Here is a 20,399-nt window from a genome sequence, read left to right on the forward strand (position 1 = left end):
TCATCGCGCATGTTCCGCCTGTGAGGCCCTGAGGCGGTCGACGAACCATTCGCCGGCGGCGGAAAGCCGTTTTTTGGCGCGCATACGCACAGTCAGCGGCGGCGCCTCGAAAAACCCGTCGGCTTGCTTTAGCTCGCGCATGGACGCCAGCAGCCAGGATTCCGGCAAGAGACCGACAGCGGCGCCTGCGTCGATGGCCGCCTGAATTGCATGCTGCCGGTTGCTGGCGACAGCGATGCGATAAATACGCTTATGGCGGCGCAGGAAGTCTTGCGCGAGGCGCCGGTAGTGACTCCCCTCAAAAGCGAGCGCCAGCGGCAAAGGCGTCTTTTTGTGAATGTCGGTGTTTCGCTTACACGCCCACAAGCCGCGCTCGCTATAGACGAGATCGCCACGGTCATCGTTGATTTGATATTCCGTAAGCAGCGCAAGATGAAGCGCGCCCTCGTCAAAACGGCGCAGCAGTTCGCTCGAGCCGTCGACCACGACATGCAGGCTAGTTTCAGGAAAGGCGCGGACGAACTCGGCGAGGTGCGGCTGCAGGAGCGCTTTCACATACATGTCCGGCGTGCCGATGATCAGGCTTTTCCCGCCGCGTGCAGCCATCATTGCATCAAACGCCGCCTCGTGCGCCTCAAGAATCTGACGAGCATGAATGAGCAGAGTTTCGCCTTCCGCCGTTGGCGCAACGCCATGCGCGCTGCGCACAAGAAGACGGCGACCAGCCGCTTCTTCAAGGCGCTTCATCTGCATACTGACGGCTGAAGGCGTTCGCCCAAGCTGCTCAGCCGTGGCGGCGAAGCTGCCGCTGTCGACAATTCGGACAAAAGTGCGCAGAAGATCCTGATCAAACATAACATCAATAATATTGAAGAATGTTCTCAAATCAATTGGCTGGCTTTCTATAAGCCGCATATTTTATGAGATTTTTTAGTCTCGCTTTGATTTGCATAAGAAAAGTTGATGAGAATGACAGATTTCGAAATACGCCGCGCCATCGCCGCGGACCTCCCTGCTCTGGCGGAAATACAGCAACGCTCCATGCGGGAGCTCGCCTCGATGTCCTATGAGACGGCGCAAATCGCCGCTTTTCTGGAACATGGCGAGGCGATCCTCAGCGAAATTATCGAGAAGGCCAATTGCTGGGTGGCTGTGGCCGGACCTCTGGTCATCGGTTGCGCCGCCTGGTGCCGGCCCGGCGCGATCAGTTTAAGCGCCCTGCCAAAACGGCCGACCCTGCCGGAAGCGGAAATACGCTCCGTGCATGTGCGCCCGGGCTGGACCCGGCGCGGCGTCGCCAGACGGTTGCTCGACCGCATCGAAAAGGACGCAGCCGAAGCCAGCGTTCTGCGTCTTTCGCTTTTGTCGACCCTTAACGGACGGGCTTTTTATGAGGCCCTCGGTTTTTCCGCGACCGGCGAAAAAAAACTGAAAGTCGACGGGCTCTTCATGACCGGCGTCGCCATGACCAAGCAGCTTGAAAAGTCACGGAGCGCGGCATGAGCGAGCACACAGCCAATATCGCCGCAAGCAGCATTTCTCTTTCAGAGCCCACCACGGCGCCGGCGCCCGTATGGTCATCCCGCTTTGCGTTTCTCGCCGCGGCCGTGGGCTCCGCCGTGGGGCTCGGCAATATCTGGAAATTCCCTTACATGGCCGGCGCGAATGGCGGCGGCGCCTTTGTCATTCTCTATCTGGGCATGGTCGCCGTCATTGGCGTGCCGATCCTCATTGCGGAATTGACGCTTGGCCGCCGCGGCGGTGCCGCCGTCTCCAGATGCTTCGGACGAATAACAGGCGGCAAAGGGCGGTTATGGAACGCGCTTGGCTGGCTCAGCGCCGGAACGGCGATCGTCATTCTCAGTTTCTACAGCATCGTCGCCGGCTGGGCGCTCGCCTACGCCGTAAAGTCCGTCTCCGGATCGATGCAGGGGCTCGCGCCGGAAGACTATGCGGCGCATTTCGATACGCTCCTGGCCAACCCGGGCGAGATGATCTTCTGGCAGGCCGTCATTCTCGGCGCGACAGCGTCGATCGCGGCGGGCGGCGTGCGCGGCGGGCTCGACCGGGCGGTCAGATGGCTGATGCCGCTGCTGGCGCTTCTGCTTGTCGCGCTCGGCGTTTACGCAGCGGCGCTAGGCGACGCCGGCGCTGCGCTGCGCTTTCTGTTTACGCCGGATTTCTCCGCGCTGACGCCGGAAGCGGCGCTATCCGCCGCGGGCCATGCTTTTTTCACGCTCTCGCTCGGCGTCGGCGCGATGATCGCTTATGGCGGCTATATCCCGGAGCATGTCTCCGTTCCCCGCGCCGCCGCATGGGTGGCGCTGTTCGACACGCTTTGCGCCCTCGCCGCAGGGATGGTGATCTTTCCGATCGTTTTCGCGTTCGGTCTCGATCCGGCCGCAGGCCCGGGGCTTATTTTCGTAACCCTGCCGGTCGCTTTCGGCGCCATGCCGGGCGGGGCCATTGCAGGCGGCCTCTTCTTCACGCTGCTTGTCATCGCCGCCCTGACGTCAACGCTCTCCCTCATCGAGCCCATGGCCGCGTCGCTGGCGAATGACGGCGCCTCGCGGCGCGTCTGGACGCTCCGCCTGACCGCCATCGCCGGCGCATTGGGGCTGGTTTCCGTTTTCTCTTTCAACATCTGGTCGGAGGTGCGGCTGTGGGACGCGGAAAAAACCCTCTTCGACTGGCTCAACCACCTGACGACGGAAATCTCCCTGCCGCTGGGCGGCATGGGCGTCGCCATCTTCGCCGGCTGGGCGGCGCCGAAGACGCTCCTGCGCGGCGAATTCGCCTCCGGCAAAGCCTACCGGGTCTGGCGCTTTCTGATCCGCTATGTGGCGCCGCTCGCCGTGGCGGCGGTGTTCATCCACCTGGTGATTTAGAAGCAAGCCTTAAGCAGCTTACCTCTTTCACCAACTCACCCCTCGCCGATCATCTCCTTAACGATGGCGGCGAGGCCGATCTGGCGACGGCGCTTCAACCGCTCGGCGAAGAGGATCGAGCGCAGGAGTTCTTCGGATTCGTCGAGGTCGTAATTGACGATGACATAGTCGTACTCGGCCCAGTGGGACATTTCGGCGTCGGCTTTGGCCATGCGCCGCTGCACCACGTCTTCAGGGTCCTGCGCGCGCTGGCGCAGGCGCCGTTCGAGCTCCTCGCGCGAGGGCGGCAGGATGAAGACCTTGACCACGTCCTCGCCCGCCACCTCATCGAGCTGCTGCGCGCCCTGCCAGTCGATGTCGAACAGAACGTCCTTGCCCTGACGAAGCACGTCTTCGACCAATGAACGGGGCGTACCGTAATAATGGCCGAAGACATTCGCCCATTCGAGGAACTCGCCCTCATCGCGCATGCGCGTGAATTCTTCTTCGGAGACGAAATAATAGTCCTTGCCGTGCGCCTCGCCCGGGCGGCGCTGGCGCGTCGTCGCGGAGACCGAGAGAACCATTTCGTCGTCTTTTTCGAGAAGCCGCTCGGCGAGCGTTGTTTTGCCGGCCCCCGAGGGGCTCGACAGGATGAACATCAGGCCCCTGCGGGCCACTTTGAGATCGCCGCCGATCATCTTTCTTCCTACTCGATATTCTGCACCTGTTCGCGCAGCTGGTCGATGACCCGTTTAAGCTCGAGGCCGATGCGCTTCAACTCCATATCCTGGGCTTTCGAGCATAAGGTGTTGGCTTCGCGGTTGAATTCCTGGGTCAGGAAGTCGAGATCGCGGCCCACGGGGCCTTCGCGCGCGAGCAACGCCCGGCCCGCGCTCACATGGGAGGAGAGCCGGTCGAGCTCTTCCCTGACATCGGCCTTGATGGCCAGCAGCGAGGCTTCCTGGGCGAGACGGTCTTCCGGCACGGCGCCGTCGAGCAGTTCTTTCAGCTGGGCGGCGATGCGGTCGCGGATTGCGGCGGGCATGGCGGCGGCGTTCGCCGCAGCGTCGGCGGTCAGTTTTTCGATGGTTTCGAAATGGCCGGCGATAACCGCGCCCATGGACGCGCCTTCCTTGCGCCGCGCGGCGACAAGCGCGTCGAGCGCCTCGCCAAAAGAATTGAGAAGCGCGGCGAACAAAGCCTCGCGCGCCTCCGCGCTCAATTCCTCTTCCGCCTGCTCGATGACGCCGCGAAGCCCCAGGAGCCCGTCGGCGCTCGGCGGCGCGCATTCCACATTGAGGCGCAGCTTGTTGATCATGGAAACGGCGTCGGCGAGCATCGCTTCGTTGATGCGATAGCCGGAGTCCGAGCGATCCGAGGCGAGCGTGAGACCGATATTGAGCGAGCCGCGCGAGAGTTTCTGCTTCGCAAGCTTGCGCATCTCGGGATCGAGCGCATCGTAACCGGGCGGCAGGCGCGCGCGCCATTCCAGCCCGCGGCCGTTGACCGAGCGGACTTCCCAGACAAAGCGCCAGCCTTCATGCGCACCTTCGGCGCGGGCGAAGCCGGTCATGGATGAAAATGTTTTTGTCACTGGCGTCCTTTGCGCTGGCGCTCGATGGTCCGCCATTTGGCGACATTGGCGTTATGTTCGCGCAAGGTCGAGGAAAAAACATGGCCGCCCGTGCCGTCGGCGACGAAGAAGATGTCGTCCGTATCCGCCGGGTTTAAAACCGCTTTGATGGACGCCGCGCCGGGATTGGCGATGGGCGTCGGCGGCAGGCCGCGGATGATATAGGTGTTGTACGGCGTTTCCTTGCGCAATTCGCTGACCCGGAGGCCCCGGCCAAGGGGCTCGCCTTCCGTGAGGCCGTAAATAATGGTCGGATCGGACTCAAGGCGCATGCCGCGCTTCAACCGGTTGACGAAGACCGCGGCGATGCGCGCGCGCTCTTCAGGCACGCCGGTTTCTTTTTCGACGATGGAGGCGAGGATGATCGCCTCGCCTTGCGTCGAGAAGGGAAGCTCCATGGCGCGCTCGTCCCAGATTTCATCGAGCAGCGCATCCTGATCCTTCATCATCCGCCGCAACAGCCCGTCGCGGGTCTCCCCGCGCGTGTAGGCGAAAGTTTCGGGCAAGAGCTCGCCCTCGCCCGGCTCTAATGTCACCTCGCCTTCGAGCACCTCATCGGCGTTCAGGAGGCGGATGATCTGCGCCGTCGTCAGGCCTTCCGGCGCGGTGAAGTAATGGAGGATGCTTTTGCCCTCCATGAGCTGGTCGATGATCTCCATGACGCTCGAACGCGCCGGGATTTCATATTCGCCGGCCTTGATTTCGCCTTGCACGCCGCGAATGCGCACGGCGGCGATGAAAATTTCCGGATGCTTGATGACGCCTTCGTCTTCCAGCTGCTGGGCGATGGTCGAAACGGCGCTGCCATGGGGCAGGAGAACGATCACGGCGTCACTCGCGGGGCCCGGCTCCGTCGCGGCGCGATAGCCGAGCCAGCCGCCGACGCCGAGGGCCGCCGCAGCCAGCGCCGCAAGCCCCGCCAGAAACAGGAGGACGGACTTCACCGCGCCGCCCCGCTGACCGGAGCGCCTCTTTCGGCGCCATGATGCCAATGCGCTTTTACCGCCGCCCGTCATGCCTGTCGCTCGCCCTGCCCTCCGATTCCAGGGCAGTTTAGCCGTCAATGCGCCGCATCACCAGAGAGGCGTTTGTGCCGCCGAAACCGAAGGAATTGGAGAGCGCGATATTAATCGGCTTTTTAACGGCTTCTTTAGGGGCAAGGTTGATCGGCGTTTCGACCGACGGATTGTCGAGATTGAGGGTCGGCGGGGCGACGCCGTCGCGCATGGCGAGGAGGCAGAAAATCGCCTCCACCGCACCCGCGGCGCCGAGGAGATGGCCGACGGAGGATTTGGTCGAGGACATGACGAGGCCGTCCGCCGCGTCGCCGAAAAGCCGCTCCACGGCTTTCAGCTCGATCTCGTCGCCCACCGGAGTCGAGGTGCCGTGAGCGTTCACATAGTCGATGTCTTTCGGCTGGAGCCCGGCGCGCTTCAGCGCCATTTCCATGGAGCGATAACCGCCATTGCCGTCTTCGGCCGGCGACGTGATGTGATAGGCGTCGCCCGACAATCCGTATCCGACGATTTCGCCGTAGATCTTCGCGCCGCGCGCCTTGGCGCGCTCATATTCCTCGAGCATGACGAAGCCCGAGCCCTCGCCCATGAGGAAGCCGTCGCGGTCCTTGTCGTAAGGGCGCGAGGCCTTTTCCGGCGTATCGTTGAAATGGGTGGTGAGCGCCTTGCAAGACGAGAAGCCCGCAATGCCGATGGGGCAGATCGCAGCCTCCGCGCCGCCCGCCAGCATCACATCCGCATCGTCGAGCGCGATGAGCCGCGCCGCATCGCCGATCGCATGCGCGCCCGACGAGCACGCGGTCACCACCGCGTGGTTGGGGCCCTTCATGCCGAGCCGAATCGACACCTGGCCGGAGACGAGATTGATGAGATTGCCGGTGATGAAGAAGGGCGACACCCGGCGCGGGCCTTTATTGTTCAAGACCAGCACTTCGTGCTCAATCCCGGAAAGCCCGCCAATGCCGGAGCCGGTCATGACGCCGGCGCGGTCGCGCTCTTCTTCGGTTTTTAGCTCAAGCCCCGAATCGTCGAACGCCATCTGCGCTGCGGCGATGCCGAAGGTGATGAACTCGTTGATCCGGCGCTGTTCGCGCGGTTCGACGAAATCGTCCGCATTGAACGCCGCGTCGCCCGCCTTATCGCCGCCGCGCGAGCCGTCCGACCGCGGCACCGAGGCAGCGATGCGGCAAGGCAGGTCCGATGCGTCGAACTGTTCGATGGGCCCGGCGCCCGACTCGCCATCGATAAGCCGGCGCCATACGGGATCGAGCCCCGCCCCCAAAGGCGTGACCAGTCCCATTCCTGTAACGACAACGCGGCGCATCAAACCCACTCCAAACCTTTAAGGAGCCGGGGCTCTCGCCCGGAAACCGGCCGGCGCCGATGCGGTTTTATGAAAAACCCGTCAAACGGCGCCGCCGAGGCGAAAAGGACCCATGCGGCTCGTTATCGGGAAGAACAGCCGGTCTTAAGACTTTTGTTCTTCGATAAATTTGATGGCGTCGCCGACGGTCTGAATGGTCTCGGCGGCGTCATCGGGAATCTCAACGTCGAATTCTTCTTCGAACGCCATCACGAGTTCGACGATATCAAGGCTGTCCGCGCCGAGATCGTCGATGAAGCTCGCCTTGGGCTCAACCTTGGCCGCATCCACGTCGAGATGCTCGACAACAATTTTTTTCACGCGTTCTGCAAGATCAGACATTCAACGCTCCTTGGTAAAAACGGATCTTTACGATTTTCTGCCGGCGCCAGAAAGACGGGTTCCCGGCGGGGGTTAAACGGGGCCGCTCGAAACCGGCTTGAGCTGGCTGTGAGCGGGTTCGGGGGCGAATTACGGCATATTGCAGATTGTTGCAATGTCAAAACTGACGCCCGATTTTTCCTAAGGACAGCATTTTATCAGCCTATACCATCGCCATCCCGCCATTCACATGGAGGGTCTGGCCCGTGACATAACGCGCCTCCTCAGAGGCGAGATAGACCGCCGCGGCGGCGATATCCTCCGGCGCGCCCATGGCGCCTGCGGGAATCTTGCCGAGAATCGCTTCTTTCTGCTGATCGTTCAAGGCGTCCGTCATCGCCGTCGCAATAAAGCCCGGCGCGATACAGTTCACGGTGACGTTGCGCCCCGCCACTTCCGCCGCGAGGGATTTCGACATGCCGATCATCCCCGCCTTGGAGGCGGCGTAGTTCGCCTGGCCCGGATTGCCGGTGACGCCGACAATGGAAGTGACGCCGATAATGCGCCCATAGCGCTGCTTGGTCATGCCGCGCAAACTCGCTTTGGCGAGCCGGAAATAGGCGGTGAGATTGATCTTCAAGACCTCGTCCCACATGTCGGGCTTCATCATCATCATCAAATTGTCGCGAGTGACGCCCGCATTGGAGATGACGATGTCGAGCCCGCCCATGGCCTCGGACGCCGTCTTCGGCAACGCGTCCACCGCGTCGAGATCGGACAGATTGCAAGGGGCAAGATGGACGCGTTCTTTGAGATCGCCCGCAAGCGCTTCGAGTTTTTCCGCACGCGTGCCGGAAATGGCGACGCTGGCGCCTTGCGCGTGCAGCGCCCTTGCGACCGCTTCGCCGATGCCGCCCGTGGCGCCGGTGACAAGCGCCCGCTTGCCTGTCAGATCAAACATGGAGCATCCCTTTCTTTCAACGGCGGATGACGTCTTGGGTCTTACGCTTTCGCAAAAGCGTCGATGTCGGCCGGCTCGCCCACATTGACGGTCCGCACATCGCGGTTGATGCGTTTGACGAGGCCGGAGAGAACCTTGCCGGCGCCGACTTCCACAAACAATTCGCAGCCTTCCTTGGTCATGTGCTGGACGCTTTCGGTCCAGCGCACCCGGCCCGTCACCTGTTTCACGAGCAGATCGCGGATCGAGGCCGGATTGGCGACGTCTTTCGCGGTGACATTGGCGACCAGCGTCGTCGCCGGCGCAACGATCTTTGTTTCGCCGAGCGCTTGTTTCATGCGCTCGGCGGCGGGCGCCATCAGCGAAGAGTGAAACGGCGCCGAAACCGGCAACAATTTCGCGATCTTGGCGCCGAATTCTTTAGCCCCTGCGCAAACCGCTTCAACGCGGGCCTTCTCGCCGGAAATCACCACCTGGCCCGGCGCGTTGTCATTGGCGATTTCGCAAACGCCCTCGCCTTCCGCCGCATCGATGGCCTTTTGCGCGCCCTCAAGATCGACGCCGATCAGCGCCGCCATGGCGCCTTCGCCCACGGGAACCGCCGCCTGCATCGCTTCGCCGCGAATGCGCAAAAGCTTCGCCGTGTCCGAAAGGCTGATCGAGCGCGCCGCGCAAAGCGCTGAATATTCGCCGAGGGAATGGCCGGCCACGAACATGGCGTTCGAGACATCGGCGCCGGCTTCCGTTTCAAGAACGCGCATCGCCGCAATGGAGTGGGCCATCAGCGCCGGCTGGGCGTTGGCCGTCAGCGTCAGCGCCTCCATGGGGCCTTCGCGCATCAGCTTTGAAAGCTTCTCGCCGAGCGCCTCGTCCACTTCCTCGAAGACTTCGCGCGCGGCGGGAAAGGCGTCGGCCAGCGCCGATCCCATGCCCACCGCCTGGCTGCCCTGTCCCGGAAATATATAAGCCCGCGTCATCGCCCGGCGCCGCTCCTTCATAATTAATCAGGCCCGCGGACATAGCGACGCTGGCGCGGAAGGGCAAGGTTGGAGAGCTTTTCGTCCAAATCCCCCTTTTGTCCAGCCGCATCAAAGAAATGCGTCTGGACACTTCCCCCGCAAACGGGGGAAGAGAGGTGCAAAGCGTCAGCGTGACGAGACCCGGATTGATCAGACAATGAGCCCGCCGCCCATTCGCATCGCCAACATCTCCACCATTGCACAGCCCGGCTGGGCGTGGATCCGCGATCTGATGGACCCGGATTTCGAGGTCGCCGGCCGCCGCCTCGACTGGCGGGGCTATTCCATGGCGGGCCAATCCCGCCCCGCCGCCCTTGACCGATGGCGCGCCGCCAGGACGCTCGCCGCAGACGCCGCGAAACAGCCCTTCGACCTCGTAATCAGCCACGGACCCTGGGCGACGGCCTGGACTCAATGGGTCGCAAATCCCCAAAAAACCGGGGCGCGCCATTTCGCCTTCACTTTTAATTTTACCGATTTGCCGACCGGTTTGCGCAAGGCGCTGATGCAGCGCGCCTTCAGGCGGGTCGACGCCCTGGCTGTTTTTACCGATGCGGAACAAAGGCTTTACGCAGATTATTTCAGGCTTCCCCCTGAGAAGCTGTTGCGCGCGCCCTGGGGCGTCGCGCCGCCGCTTTCGGCGGTTCAGCCCCGCGCCATCGAGGGCGAGTATTTCGCTGCGCTCGGCGGCGAGGCGCGCGATTACGCCGTCCTGTGCGAAGCGGCCCGGGCCATGCCTGAGACGCGCTTTGTCGCCGTCGCCCGGCCCCATAATTTCGAGGGGCTGGATCCGCCGGCAAACCTTGAAGTCCGTTTCAACCTGCCCTTCGAGGAGGCCTGGGGGATCGTCCAGCACGCCACGGCCGCCCTCATCCCCTTGCGCAGCCGGGAGACCCCGTGCGGCCTCGTCACCCTTGTGGGCGGCATGCATCTCGGCAAGGCCCAGATCGTCACCGACGCCGCCGGGGCCGCCGATTACCTGAAAGACGGGGAAACCGGGCTCCTGGTCCCGGCCGGCGACGCCGGAGCGCTCGCCGCCGCCGTCCGCCGGCTTGAGGCCGATCCGGCGCTCGCCGCCCGTCTTGGCGAAGCTGCGAAGGCCGAAGCCAGCGCCCATTACAGCGAAGCGGCCACCGTCGCCTTTTTCGAGCGGCTTCTCACCCGCTGGTTCGGCGGAAATTAAGGCTTTCCAGCGCTTGCCAGACCTTTGCCCGTAGGCTATGTCCGCCGTCTTCACGAGCGACGGTCAGGCGCGCCGGCCCTTTTACGGGGCGGTTTAAGGGATGGTCCCTTAGCGTCATGAGCCGAAGGCGTTTCCCGGTCGCCAGCAGACAGGGTCCAAACGTCTCCGTCGCCCAGACGAGGAGCTGGCGTCAATGCCGCTATACGAACACATTTTTATCGCGCGTCAGGACATCTCGCCCGCGCAGGTCGAGGGTCTGACCGAAACGCTCGCCAAGGTCGTCACCGATCATGGCGGCAAGATTGAGAAGTCCGAATATTGGGGCCTTCGCAATCTCCAGTACAAGATCAAGAAAAACCGCAAAGGCCATTACAGCCTTTTCAATATCAGCGCCCCCGCCGACGCCGTGCAGGAGCTCGAACGCCAGGAGCGGATCAATGACGACGTCCTGCGGTCGCTGACCGTGCGCGTCGACGAGCTAGACGCCGACCCCTCGCCCGTTCTGTCGCGCCGCGACCGCAACGACAAAGGCGACCGGGGCGACCGCCGCGACCGGCGTTAACGAGGAAAGGGATCAATCATGGCCAAACCGTTTTTCAGACGCCGCAAAACCTGCCCCTTCTCCGGCGACAACGCGCCGAAGATCGATTACAAGGATCCGAAACTCCTGCAGCGCTTCATTTCCGAGCGCGGCAAGATCGTTCCGTCGCGGATTTCCGCCGTCTCTCACAAGAAGCAGCGCGAACTTGCGCGCGCCATCAAGCGCGCCCGCACCCTGGCGCTTCTTCCTTACGTATCGGAGTAAGCACGATGGAAGTCATCCTTCTCGAACGGGTCGAAAATCTCGGCCAGATGGGCGATGTCGTCAAAGTCAAATCCGGCTATGCGCGCAACTATCTGCTGCCCCGTCAAAAGGCGCTGCGCGCCAATGAAGACAACAAGAAAGTGTTTGAGGAACGCCGCGTCGAACTCGAAGCGCGCAACCTCGAACGCAAGAAGGAAGCCGAAGAGGCCGCCAAGAAGATCAACGGCGCGTCTTTCGTCTTGATCCGCCAGTCTTCCGAAATGGGCGTGCTTTACGGCTCCGTCTCCACGCGCGACATCGCCGAAGCGGCGTCCGAGGGCGGCGTGAAGATCGAACGCAGTCAGGTTCGCCTCGACAAGCCGTTGAAGTCGCTTGGCGTTTTCACCATTCGCTTGATGCTTCACCCGGAAGTGGACACCAAGATCGACATCAACATCGCGCGGTCCGAAGACGAAGCCGAACGCCAGGCCCGCGGCGAAAACGTTCTCGCCAGCCCTGAAGAACAGGCCGCAGCCGAAGAAGAGGCCGCAGCCGAAGAAGAGGCCGCAGCCGAAACGCCGGAATTCTTCGACGAAGGCGCCGGCGCCGCTGTCGCATCGGAAGAGGAAGCGGCCGGCGAAGAAGGCGAAGGCAAGACCGAATAACAAAAGCGTTTTTGCAGATGCAAAACCCGCTTTCCCTTAAAGGGGAAAAATTAACGCGCCGGCTGACTTCTCAGCCGGCGTTTTTTTTGGTCTAAGAACGTCATGGCAGACGGCGCAACCAATGCACGCCCGGATAATCAGGGAACGGAGGAAAAACTCCCCGTCAGCCTCGACGCCGAACAGGCGATCCTCGGCGCGATCCTGTTCGACAACGAGATCTATTACCGCGTCTCGGTCTTTTTAAAACCGGAACATTTTTTCGATCCCGTCCACCAGCTCATCTATGAGGCGGCGGGCGATCTCATCAATTCCGGCCGCCTCGGCTCGCCCGTCACCATCGACACTTATCTTGCGAACAAGCAGGGCTACACGGACGCCGGCGGCAAGCGGTATCTCGAACAGCTCGCCGCGAACGTGCCGACGACCGCGGGCGCCAGCGATTACGCCAAGATCGTATTCGATCTCTCCGTCTGCCGCGGCCTCATCAATATCGGCTCGGAGATGTCCGAGCGTGCGAAAATCGCCACGCTCGAAGACTCGCCCGCGCAGCAATTGCAGGACGCCGAACAGGCGCTCTACAATCTCGCCGAAACCGGAAAATACGGCGGCGGCTTTAAAAGCTTCCGCTCGGCCATCACCGAAGCCATCGAGCTTGCTAACGCCGCGGTCAAACGCGACGGCGGTCTGGCGGGCGTCTCCTCCGGACTGCGCGATTTCGACCGCATGCTCGGCGGGCTTCACCCGTCGGACCTCATCATTCTCGCCGGGCGCCCCTCCATGGGCAAAACCTCGCTCGCCACCAACATCGCCATGAACGCGGCGAAGGCGCACAAGACCGAGCGCCAACCCGACGGCACGATAAAAACCGTCGAAGGCGCGGTGGTCGGCTTCTTCTCGCTGGAAATGTCCGCCGAACAGCTTGCGACCCGCATCATATCCGAAGTCGCGGAAGTCTCGTCGTCGGAAATCCGCCGCGGCGAAGTCGATCAGGACCAGTTCGACAAGGTCTACCACGCCGCCCGCGAACTCGAAAAGCTGCCGCTCTTTATCGACGACACCGGCGGCCTGTCCATCGCGCAGCTCGCCGCCCGGGCGCGCCGCCTCAAGCGCCAGCACGGGCTCGACCTCCTTGTCGTGGACTATCTCCAGCTCCTGACGGGGTCGGGACGCCGCAATGACGGACGCGTGCAGGAGATCACCGAGATTTCGCAGGGACTGAAAACCCTGGCGAAAGAACTCGACGTGCCGGTCATCGCGCTCTCCCAGCTTTCGCGCCAGGTTGAAGCCCGCGACGACAAACGCCCGCAGCTCTCCGACCTTCGCGAATCCGGCTCCATCGAACAGGACGCCGACGTCGTCCTCTTCGTTTATCGCGAAAAATATTATCTGAGCCGTCAGGAGCCCCGCGAAGGCACCGAGGAGCATGCGAAATGGCTCGACCGGCTCACGGAAGTCGGCGACACGGCGGAAGTCATCATCGGCAAGCAGCGCCACGGCCCCATCGGCAAGGTCGATCTCCACTTCGAAGAGAAGTTCACGAAGTTCTCCGACCTCGCGGACGACCGCTATGGCGGGGGCGGCGGAGGCTTTTAAGCCTGCACCGCCGCCGTCGCCTCGATCTCGATCATCATCTCCGGCATGGCGAGCTTCGTCACGGGAATCAGGGTCGCGGCGGGGCGGTGCTCGCCGAAAGCTTCATACTGCACGGCGTGATAGGCGCGCATGCGCGCTTCATCGTAATCGACGATAAACACCGTCAGCCTGACTATGTCTTCGATCTCCGCGCCGGCGCTGTTGAGCGCAAGATCAATGTTCCGGAACGCCTGCCGCGCCTGTTCGTCGAAGTCGGAAGATAAAGCCCCTTCCGCCTCGAACCCGCCCTGCCCGGCCAGGAAAATCATGCGCGCGCCGGGCTCGACCACCGCCATTTGCGAGAAATGAAACCGCGTCGGATCGATCAGTCCCGGCGGATTGGAAAATGCCGCAGCGGCGGGCCGGGCTTTATCAGCGGACATGAAATCACTCCCTCAAGCTCTTGTTGGCCCGGCAAAATGAAAAAGCGGGCGCCGCTTACGCTATCATGGAAATAGAGGGCGGGATAATTGTCCGCATCTTTTGTCTATCGCGCCGCAACGCGCGCGGCCGCGAAAACATCGCCTATTCAGGAAACGGCGACGACCATTTCGGATCGGTGTAAAGCGCCGATCCGCCAAGGGTCAGGAGATAGGCCTCGAGCTGGTTTTTCTCCGTCTCGGTCAGATTGAGCGTCTGCGGGCTGCCGCCGGTCTGCAGGCGTTCGTCGAGCGACGCCATGAACTCCGCCGGGTCGGCGTGGTCCGTCACTTCGAGATTGTCGTAATGGTCGATCACGGCGCGCAAGGTGTCGAACGCGCCGTCATGCATGAAAGGCCCGTTCAGGGCGCCGTCGCCATGGGCGAGATCCCTTAAGGACGGCGCGCGGGTGTTTTCGTAATCGAAGGAGAATTCGTCATCGAGAACGGTGACGACGCCGTTATGGCCGGCGTTCGGATCGATGTCGAATTCCGGCGGCCGGTGACAGGCGGCGCAGCCCGCGCCGCCCTCGGCCGGCGTGCGCGTGAACAGGGTCTTGCCGCTGTTTTCGTCCGGCGTGAAATTCGGGAACGGATCGTCCACGGACGCGACCTGGGCGCGCCCTTCGTCCCAGCGCGAGTCATAGGAAACGATGGAGCGCACGAACTGGCCGAGCGCGATCTGAAGCCGCTCTTCGGTGATCTCCGGATCAAGAAAGACGAAGCGGAAAAGCTCTTCGTAATAGTCTATGGCTTCGAGTTTTTCGACCAGATCGGCGAAATCGGGCTGCCCGAGACGGCCGCTGAAACCAAGTTCGTTCGGGTGATGGATGGGCTCCGTAACCTGCGCCTCCAGGGAGTCGACGCGCTCGTTCCAGAAGAAATTCGTTTCCTCCGCATACTGCGCGTTCACCAGCCGCGGCGTGTGACGCTGCTGCTCGCCAGCCTGTCCAAAGGTGTAATCGACATTGTCGCCGAAGGCGAGCGACTGCTTGTGACAGAAGCCGCAGGAAATCTCGTCATTATTAGAAAGGCTCTTGTCGTAAAAAAGCACGCGCCCGAGCGTGGCCGCGGCGTCCGTCACCCTGTTGCCGTCCTGGAATTTCGTGATGTAATCGGGAATGTCCGGCTCGGCGTAGTTCTCAAGTTCGGAAAGATTGACCGCGCCCTCGAAAGCCAGAAGGACGGCGTCCTGGTCGATCGTAATGTCGATGACGAATTCATCGCTCGCCGAGGCCCCTGCGCCGTCGGTCGCCGTCATGGTGACGGTCAGGGAGCCCGGCCCGTCGGGGACGCCGGAAATGACGCCGCCCGCCGCGGCAAGGCCGCGGCTGTCAGGCGCAAAGGAAAAGGAATAGCTCAGCGCGTCGCCGTCAGCATCGGAAAACGTCGCGCCGCCTTGCGTCGCGTCATATTCGAACTCGTATCCGACAAAGGCGGACTGGTTCGCGTTGGCGGACGCGACGGCGGGCGGACTGTTCGGGCCGGCGTCGGCCTCGTCTCCGCCGGCGGCGGTGCAGGCGACGAGAAAAACAAATCCGAAAAGCGGAACAATCTTATTTAAATGCGTCACAACCCAAACCCGTACAAACACGCCCTAAAAGAAAGGCGCGCCACGGTCGGGATCGTGCCGAAAACTGATTAATTTACTGTTCTTTTCGTCGTTCAACATGCGCGCGCGGAGCGCCATGAAGATTACAAACGCGTCAGCAGCAAGTCCGCGTTTGAGAATGGGAGCGCCGGCGGCGGGCGGCATGATAAAGCCAGACTGAAACCGGGGGATAAAATTTAATATATGAAATTTCGTCCCCGTCCCTGCCTGCAGGCTTATGATGGCGGTGAGAGGCGCATCCTTGGCGCGTCCCCACGCTTCAAGCGTGTGGTCCGGTTCCATGTCTTTGTCATGGCCGGACGCCACGATTGTATTGCAGCGGGCCGCTGACCGAGAAGCCGGAGAAAAAACGCGCGCCGCCCCCGTGAAACATTTTTACGCAAATGGCGCCAAACTCGCCTGAAAGCCACGAAAGACGCCGCGGAGAAAAAAAGAGAAAGGAGATTGACGCAAATTGTTCCACGCAAGGGCAGAGCAGGCATGGCCGGAAGATGGTTCGCCGGAAAAGCGCCGCCTTTTCACCCTTTCCCCGCCCGTAAAACCCGCTTAAGGCTGAGTTTCATGAACGCCGGACAGACATCGACGCCGCAGCAGGGCGCCATTTCTCAAGGCCCCGTCGCAAAGGGTCCATGGATCGACATCGACCTCGGCGCGCTCTGCGACAATTACGCCATGCTCGCCGGAGCGGCGCCGGGCGTCCCGCTCGCCCCGGCGGTGAAATGCGAGGCCTATGGCCTCGGCGCCGGGCCCGTCGCGCGCACGCTTTGCAATCGCGCCGGCGCCCGCGAATTTTTCGTCGTCTATCCGGAGGAAGGCGCGGCCCTGCGCGCGGCGCTGAACGACGCCGACAGCGTCATCTATTGTTTCGGCGGCCCGGCGGAGGAAACCCTGCCGATTTTCGACACCGCCAAGCTGACGCCGGTTCTAAACTCCCTCGACCAGGCGGCATTATGGGCGGCGCGCAAGCCGGGCGCCGAAGCGGCGCTGCATTTGGACACCGGCATGAACCGCCTCGGCGCGCCCGTCAGTTCGCTCGCCGACATCGCCGCCGTGAACGGCCTCAACATCACGCTCGTCATGAGCCACCTCGCCTGCGCTTCCGAGCCCGACCATCCGAAAAACCGCGAACAGCGCGCGCGTTTCATGGAAGCCGCGCAAAACTTTTCCGGCGCCAGGCTTTCTCTCGCCGCGTCGGGCGGCGCGCTCATGGGCAAGGAATATCATTTCGATCTCATCCGTCCGGGGATCGCGCTTTACGGCGGCAGCCCCTTCGCGCAAGACGATGCGCGCATCAAACCCGTCGCCGCCTTGCGCGCGCCCATCCTCCAGATCCGCCATCTCGCGCCCGGCGAAACCGTCGGCTATGACGCGGCCTTCACCGCCGAACGCCCGACCCGAATCGCGACCGTCGCTATCGGCTATGGCGACGGCTATCCGCGCGCAGGGGCCGGCCGCGGCGAGGCCATAATCCATAACGAGCGCGCGAGGATCGTCGGCAAGGTCTCCATGGATTTTGTCACGCTCGATGTGACGGACCTGAAAAAACCGGCAGAACCCGGTGATATTGCTGAATTTTTTGGCCCCTCTTTGCGGCTCTTCGAGGCCGCCGCAGCCGCCGGCCGCACGGCCTATGACTTCCTGACGGGGCTTGGCGGGCGGGCCCATCGCCGTTACCTCTAGTCGTTCACCAAGGGGATTCAGCGCGCATGAACATATTCGCCCTCACCGGCAGCCTCACTATCGAGGGCCTGCGCGAGACCGGCCGCATGGCGCAGTTCGCCGGGCGCGGCGCCGTCGCCGGCGTTCTCGGGCCGTTTTACTGGCGCGCCTTTTTCTCTTCGCTGATGCGCATCGGCTTTACGTCCCTGCCGGTGGTCGGGCTCACCGCCGTCTTCACCGGCGCCGCGCTGGCGCTCAACATCTATGACGGCTCCTTACGCTTTAACGCCGAGACGTTCCTGCCGCAGATTTTGAGCGTCTCCATCGTGCGCGAGCTCGGTCCCGTGCTCGCCGCGCTGATGGTCGCCGGGCGCTGCGCCTCGGCCATGGCGGCGGAGATCGGCACCATGCGCGTCACCGAACAGATCGACGCTATGTCGACGCTCTCCGTCGATCCGTTCAAATACCTTATCGCGCCGCGCATCGCTGCGACCACGATTGCGCTCCCTATTCTCGTGCTGATCGCCGACATCATCGGCATATACGGCGGCTATCTCGTGGCGGTTTACGGGCTCGATTTTTCGGGGCCCGTCTTCATCCGCAATATCGCGGAGTTCATTGAAAACCGCGACACCGTCAGCGGTCTTATAAAGGCGGCGGCGTTCGGCTTTCTGATCGCGGTGATGGGCTGTTATTACGGCTACAGAAGCCGCGGCGGCGCACAAGGCGTTGGCGCCGCGACCCGCACTGCGGTTGTCGCGGCGGCGGTCGCCATCCTCGCCTCGAACTATGTCATGACCTCCTTCATGGTGGAGTTTTAAACGGTCATGAGCGAGACGACCCCGGCGATCACCGTGCGCGATCTGCACAAAGGCTTCGACAGCAATCAGGTGCTGCGCGGCGTCGATCTTGACGTGAACAAGGGCCGCTCGCTGGTTGTGATCGGCGGCTCCGGCACCGGCAAATCGGTGCTCTTGAAATGCATCATCGGCCTTATGAAGCCTGACCGCGGCAGCATTGAAGTCGACGGGCGCAACATCTCACGGCACAGCGACAGCGACCGGCGTTACATGACGCAGCTGACCGGCATGCTGTTTCAGGGCTCGGCCCTGTTCGACAGCCTGAAAGTTTGGGAGAATGTCGCCTTCCGCCTTCTCAACGCCGAACGAAAACCGCGCAAGGAAGCACGCGAAAAAGCCATCGAATGTCTCGCCCAGGTGGGGCTCGCGCCGGAAGTGGGCGACTTGCAGCCGGCCGCGCTCTCGGGCGGCATGCAAAAGCGCGTCAGCCTCGCCCGCGCCATCGCGTCGGACCCGCATATCCTGTTTTTCGACGAACCGACCACCGGCCTCGATCCGATCATGGCGGACGTCATCAACAATCTCATCGTCGACCGGGTGAAAGCGCTCGGCGCCACGGCCGTGTCGATCACCCACGACATGGCCTCGGCGCGCAAGATCGCCGATGAGATCGCCATGCTCTATCAGGGGCGCATCATCTGGCGCGGCTCGCCCGACGAGATCGAAAATTCCGGCAACCCCATGGTCGACCAGTTCGTTCACGGCCGCGCCGAAGGCCCGATCAAGATGGCGGTGCGCAAGAGTTAGGCGGCGAGAATGGGCCTTGACCTGCCCCCAAAGCAGCGGCTGAAACTGGTTCGCCAGTCGCTTTATGCGGCCTTTGGTTTTCGCGGCCATGTCCCGGTGAAAATCAGGGACCATCCCCTCGGCGCCGTTATCGGCGTGTCGGGCATGAGGGTCTATGTCCCCTCGCCCTTGCGCTGGAAGCTTTACAAAAAAGGCTGGCGCGCGCGGCTCGACCAGCTCGAGCGGGAATATGGCGTCGGCCAGCATGTTTCCCTGAAGCCCGGCGACGTCATTGTCGACATCGGCGCGAACGCCGGCGAATTCGCGCATGTGGCCGCGCGCTACGGCGCGACGATTCATTGCATCGAGCCCGATCCCCGCGCCCTTGTCTGTCTCAAGGCCAATATTGAAGGCTTGCCGGACGCTTGCGCCCATGACGCGCTGATCTGGAAAGAAAACGGCGAGATCAGTTTTTTCTCCGCGCCCGAACGCGCCGACAGTTCGGTGTTCGATGAGGGCCAGGGGCCGGAAAGCCTAAGGCGGGCTGTGACGCTCGAACGCTTTTGCGCCGACAACGCCATCACGCATATCGACCTTTTAAAATGCGACGCGGAAGGCGCGGAACCGGAAGTCTTAGAAGGCGTTGGCGCGATGTTCGCGCATATCCGCGTCATTGCGCTCGACACCGGCGCCGAGCGCAAAGGCGAGCGAACCCATGAGGCCTGCCGCGCCATCCTCGAAGCCAACGAATTCAAAGTCTTCGATGAAACCGTCGGCAAAAGGCTGATGACCTATGGCGTGAACAGGCAGGACTTGGACAAAAACGAAGCCTTCCCGGACAATGGCGCATCTTTTCCCGAATAGCCGCTTCTGAGTTAATTTCCGGAGGCGCGGCGCGAAGACAAGCCGGATTGACTGGCGGCAAAGCAAAACCGGGTGGAAATAATGAACAAGTTCGAAAAAGCCGTTTACAGCTGCATGGACGCGACCGACGCGCTCTATCAACGCACGGAAAACCCGCTGCACAAAGCGATGCTCCTGAATTTCTGGCGGCATGTGCATCTGGAAGGCTCCGCGCAATACGACAAGATCGTCGCCGACGACATGATGGCCGATCATCCGGTCTATCGCGTGACCTGGGGCAGCAATCCGGCCGTCATCGACGGCAAACAAGGCGTGCTCGACTTCTACAACTCCGTCGGCGAAATCGTCTTGTGGAACTCCGACGACAAGCTGGCGGTCAGCAATGACGGCATCTTCGACGAGCTCACCTTTCACCTCATGGCGCCGGGCGCCGGCCTTCAGGCCATGGGCTATGACGCGAAAGAGCCGGACAAGATTTATCACGTCTCAAGCCGCCAGGCGTTCATCTGGCCTTATGACGACAAGGCGCGGCTCGCCGGCGAGCATCTTTACGAGGACGTGACCAGCCTCAAGATCGAAGAAGTCGATCCCGCCCAGGCGATTACGCCGGCGCGCGTGCGCGAAATTCATAAAGATTGTCTCGCCGCCCTCGAGGACCGCTTTGGACCCAATTACTGGGTCTACAAAGGCTGATTATTCTTTTCTGATTCCTGTCTGACCCTTTGGCGTTCACGGGATGCAATAAGCGTCATTACGGTTTGCAACTCGACTGTCCGGCGCTTGCCGATAGGATTGACCGATCAAAAAATCCG

The 20,399-nt window shown here is 62.3% G+C and carries 23 protein-coding genes; 12 read left to right on the top strand and 11 right to left on the bottom strand.

All coding sequences use genetic code 11. The annotated features are described in order from the left end of the window. Complete coding sequence (locus CW354_RS22230) at positions 1-855, bottom strand: LysR family transcriptional regulator (protein WP_165793903.1); 855 nt, start codon at positions 853-855, stop codon at positions 1-3. Between the two features lie 108 nt (positions 856-963). Here CW354_RS22230 and CW354_RS22235 point away from each other — a divergent pair, with 108 nt between their 5' ends. Both CW354_RS22235 and CW354_RS22240 read left to right on the top strand, forming a co-directional pair. Continuing rightward, a complete protein-coding gene (locus CW354_RS22235) occupies positions 964-1,503 on the top strand; it encodes a GNAT family N-acetyltransferase (protein ID WP_104832292.1) in 540 nt (179 codons plus the stop codon). Further along, on the top strand, positions 1,500-2,888 hold the full coding sequence (locus CW354_RS22240) for a sodium-dependent transporter (protein ID WP_104832293.1): 1,389 nt from the start codon (positions 1,500-1,502) through the stop codon (positions 2,886-2,888). Before CW354_RS22235 ends, CW354_RS22240 begins: the two co-directional genes overlap by 4 nt. Before the next feature lie 35 nt (positions 2,889-2,923). Here CW354_RS22240 and gmk read toward each other — a convergent pair whose 3' ends face one another. From gmk to fabD, 7 genes are all read right to left on the bottom strand, one after another. Continuing rightward, positions 2,924-3,568: a guanylate kinase gene (gene gmk, locus CW354_RS22245; protein ID WP_104832294.1), complete on the bottom strand. Its 645-nt coding sequence runs from the start codon at positions 3,566-3,568 to the stop codon at positions 2,924-2,926. Positions 3,569-3,576: 8 nt separating this feature from the next. Continuing rightward, positions 3,577-4,464 (bottom strand): YicC/YloC family endoribonuclease, encoded by an 888-nt coding sequence (locus tag CW354_RS22250; RefSeq protein WP_207764954.1) that lies wholly within the window; start codon positions 4,462-4,464, stop codon positions 3,577-3,579. Continuing rightward, positions 4,461-5,447, bottom strand: coding sequence for an endolytic transglycosylase MltG (gene mltG, locus CW354_RS22255; protein WP_243396510.1), 987 nt, complete (start codon positions 5,445-5,447; stop codon positions 4,461-4,463). Before mltG ends, CW354_RS22250 begins: the two co-directional genes overlap by 4 nt. A gap of 109 nt (positions 5,448-5,556) precedes the next feature. Further along, a complete protein-coding gene (gene fabF / locus CW354_RS22260) occupies positions 5,557-6,843 on the bottom strand; it encodes a beta-ketoacyl-ACP synthase II (RefSeq protein ID WP_104832296.1) in 1,287 nt (428 codons plus the stop codon). Between the two features lie 144 nt (positions 6,844-6,987). Beyond that, positions 6,988-7,224: an acyl carrier protein gene (locus tag CW354_RS22265; protein WP_104832297.1), complete on the bottom strand. Its 237-nt coding sequence runs from the start codon at positions 7,222-7,224 to the stop codon at positions 6,988-6,990. Between the two features lie 202 nt (positions 7,225-7,426). Continuing rightward, positions 7,427-8,164 (bottom strand): 3-oxoacyl-[acyl-carrier-protein] reductase, encoded by a 738-nt coding sequence (fabG, locus tag CW354_RS22270; protein ID WP_104832298.1) that lies wholly within the window; start codon positions 8,162-8,164, stop codon positions 7,427-7,429. Positions 8,165-8,205: 41 nt separating this feature from the next. Then, the gene (gene fabD / locus CW354_RS22275) at positions 8,206-9,141 is read right to left on the bottom strand and encodes an ACP S-malonyltransferase (protein WP_104832299.1); all 936 of its coding nucleotides are present in this window, start codon (positions 9,139-9,141) and stop codon (positions 8,206-8,208) included. Between the two features lie 199 nt (positions 9,142-9,340). Between fabD and CW354_RS22280 the strand changes: the two genes are divergently transcribed. From CW354_RS22280 to CW354_RS22300, 5 genes are all read left to right on the top strand, one after another. Then, on the top strand, positions 9,341-10,366 hold the full coding sequence (locus CW354_RS22280; protein ID WP_104832300.1) for a glycosyltransferase family 4 protein: 1,026 nt from the start codon (positions 9,341-9,343) through the stop codon (positions 10,364-10,366). Between the two features lie 193 nt (positions 10,367-10,559). Continuing rightward, the gene (rpsF, locus tag CW354_RS22285) at positions 10,560-10,928 is read left to right on the top strand and encodes a 30S ribosomal protein S6 (RefSeq protein WP_104832301.1); all 369 of its coding nucleotides are present in this window, start codon (positions 10,560-10,562) and stop codon (positions 10,926-10,928) included. Positions 10,929-10,943: 15 nt separating this feature from the next. Continuing rightward, positions 10,944-11,171, top strand: coding sequence for a 30S ribosomal protein S18 (gene rpsR / locus CW354_RS22290; RefSeq protein ID WP_104832302.1), 228 nt, complete (start codon positions 10,944-10,946; stop codon positions 11,169-11,171). A 5-nt stretch (positions 11,172-11,176) separates the two neighbouring features. After that, on the top strand, positions 11,177-11,815 hold the full coding sequence (gene rplI, locus CW354_RS22295) for a 50S ribosomal protein L9 (protein WP_104832303.1): 639 nt from the start codon (positions 11,177-11,179) through the stop codon (positions 11,813-11,815). 102 nt (positions 11,816-11,917) lie between these two features. Further along, a complete protein-coding gene (locus tag CW354_RS22300) occupies positions 11,918-13,408 on the top strand; it encodes a replicative DNA helicase (RefSeq protein WP_104832304.1) in 1,491 nt (496 codons plus the stop codon). Here CW354_RS22300 and CW354_RS22305 read toward each other — a convergent pair. The 3 genes from CW354_RS22305 to CW354_RS22315 form a co-directional block, all read right to left on the bottom strand. Next, positions 13,405-13,830, bottom strand: a complete 426-nt coding sequence (locus tag CW354_RS22305; RefSeq protein ID WP_104832305.1) for a RidA family protein — start codon at positions 13,828-13,830, stop codon at positions 13,405-13,407. The two genes, CW354_RS22300 and CW354_RS22305, sit on opposite strands and share 4 nt — an antisense overlap. A gap of 142 nt (positions 13,831-13,972) precedes the next feature. Then, positions 13,973-15,439 carry a cytochrome c peroxidase gene (locus CW354_RS22310; RefSeq protein WP_104832306.1) on the bottom strand — a complete coding sequence of 489 codons (1,467 nt, stop codon included), beginning with the start codon at positions 15,437-15,439 and terminating at the stop codon, positions 13,973-13,975. 24 nt (positions 15,440-15,463) lie between these two features. Continuing rightward, positions 15,464-15,760 (bottom strand): hypothetical protein, encoded by a 297-nt coding sequence (locus CW354_RS22315; RefSeq protein WP_104832307.1) that lies wholly within the window; start codon positions 15,758-15,760, stop codon positions 15,464-15,466. A 279-nt stretch (positions 15,761-16,039) separates the two neighbouring features. Here CW354_RS22315 and alr point away from each other — a divergent pair, with 279 nt between their 5' ends. The 5 genes from alr to CW354_RS22340 all read left to right on the top strand — a co-directional run bounded on the left by alr (position 16,040) and on the right by CW354_RS22340 (position 20,280). Then, positions 16,040-17,158 (top strand): alanine racemase, encoded by a 1,119-nt coding sequence (gene alr, locus CW354_RS22320; protein WP_104832417.1) that lies wholly within the window; start codon positions 16,040-16,042, stop codon positions 17,156-17,158. 26 nt (positions 17,159-17,184) lie between these two features. After that, entirely contained in the window at positions 17,185-17,958 is a 774-nt protein-coding gene (locus CW354_RS22325; protein WP_104832308.1) for an MlaE family ABC transporter permease, read from the top strand. A gap of 6 nt (positions 17,959-17,964) precedes the next feature. Further along, positions 17,965-18,744, top strand: a complete 780-nt coding sequence (locus CW354_RS22330) for an ABC transporter ATP-binding protein (protein WP_104832309.1) — start codon at positions 17,965-17,967, stop codon at positions 18,742-18,744. Positions 18,745-18,753: 9 nt separating this feature from the next. After that, on the top strand, positions 18,754-19,587 hold the full coding sequence (locus CW354_RS22335; protein ID WP_104832310.1) for an FkbM family methyltransferase: 834 nt from the start codon (positions 18,754-18,756) through the stop codon (positions 19,585-19,587). A gap of 81 nt (positions 19,588-19,668) precedes the next feature. After that, a complete protein-coding gene (locus tag CW354_RS22340) occupies positions 19,669-20,280 on the top strand; it encodes a hypothetical protein (protein ID WP_104832311.1) in 612 nt (203 codons plus the stop codon). The last annotated feature ends 119 nt before the right edge of the window (positions 20,281-20,399 follow it).

It is taken from the genome of Hyphococcus luteus (assembly GCF_002943565.1).
Classification (GTDB): Bacteria; Pseudomonadota; Alphaproteobacteria; order Caulobacterales; family Parvularculaceae; genus Hyphococcus; species Hyphococcus luteus.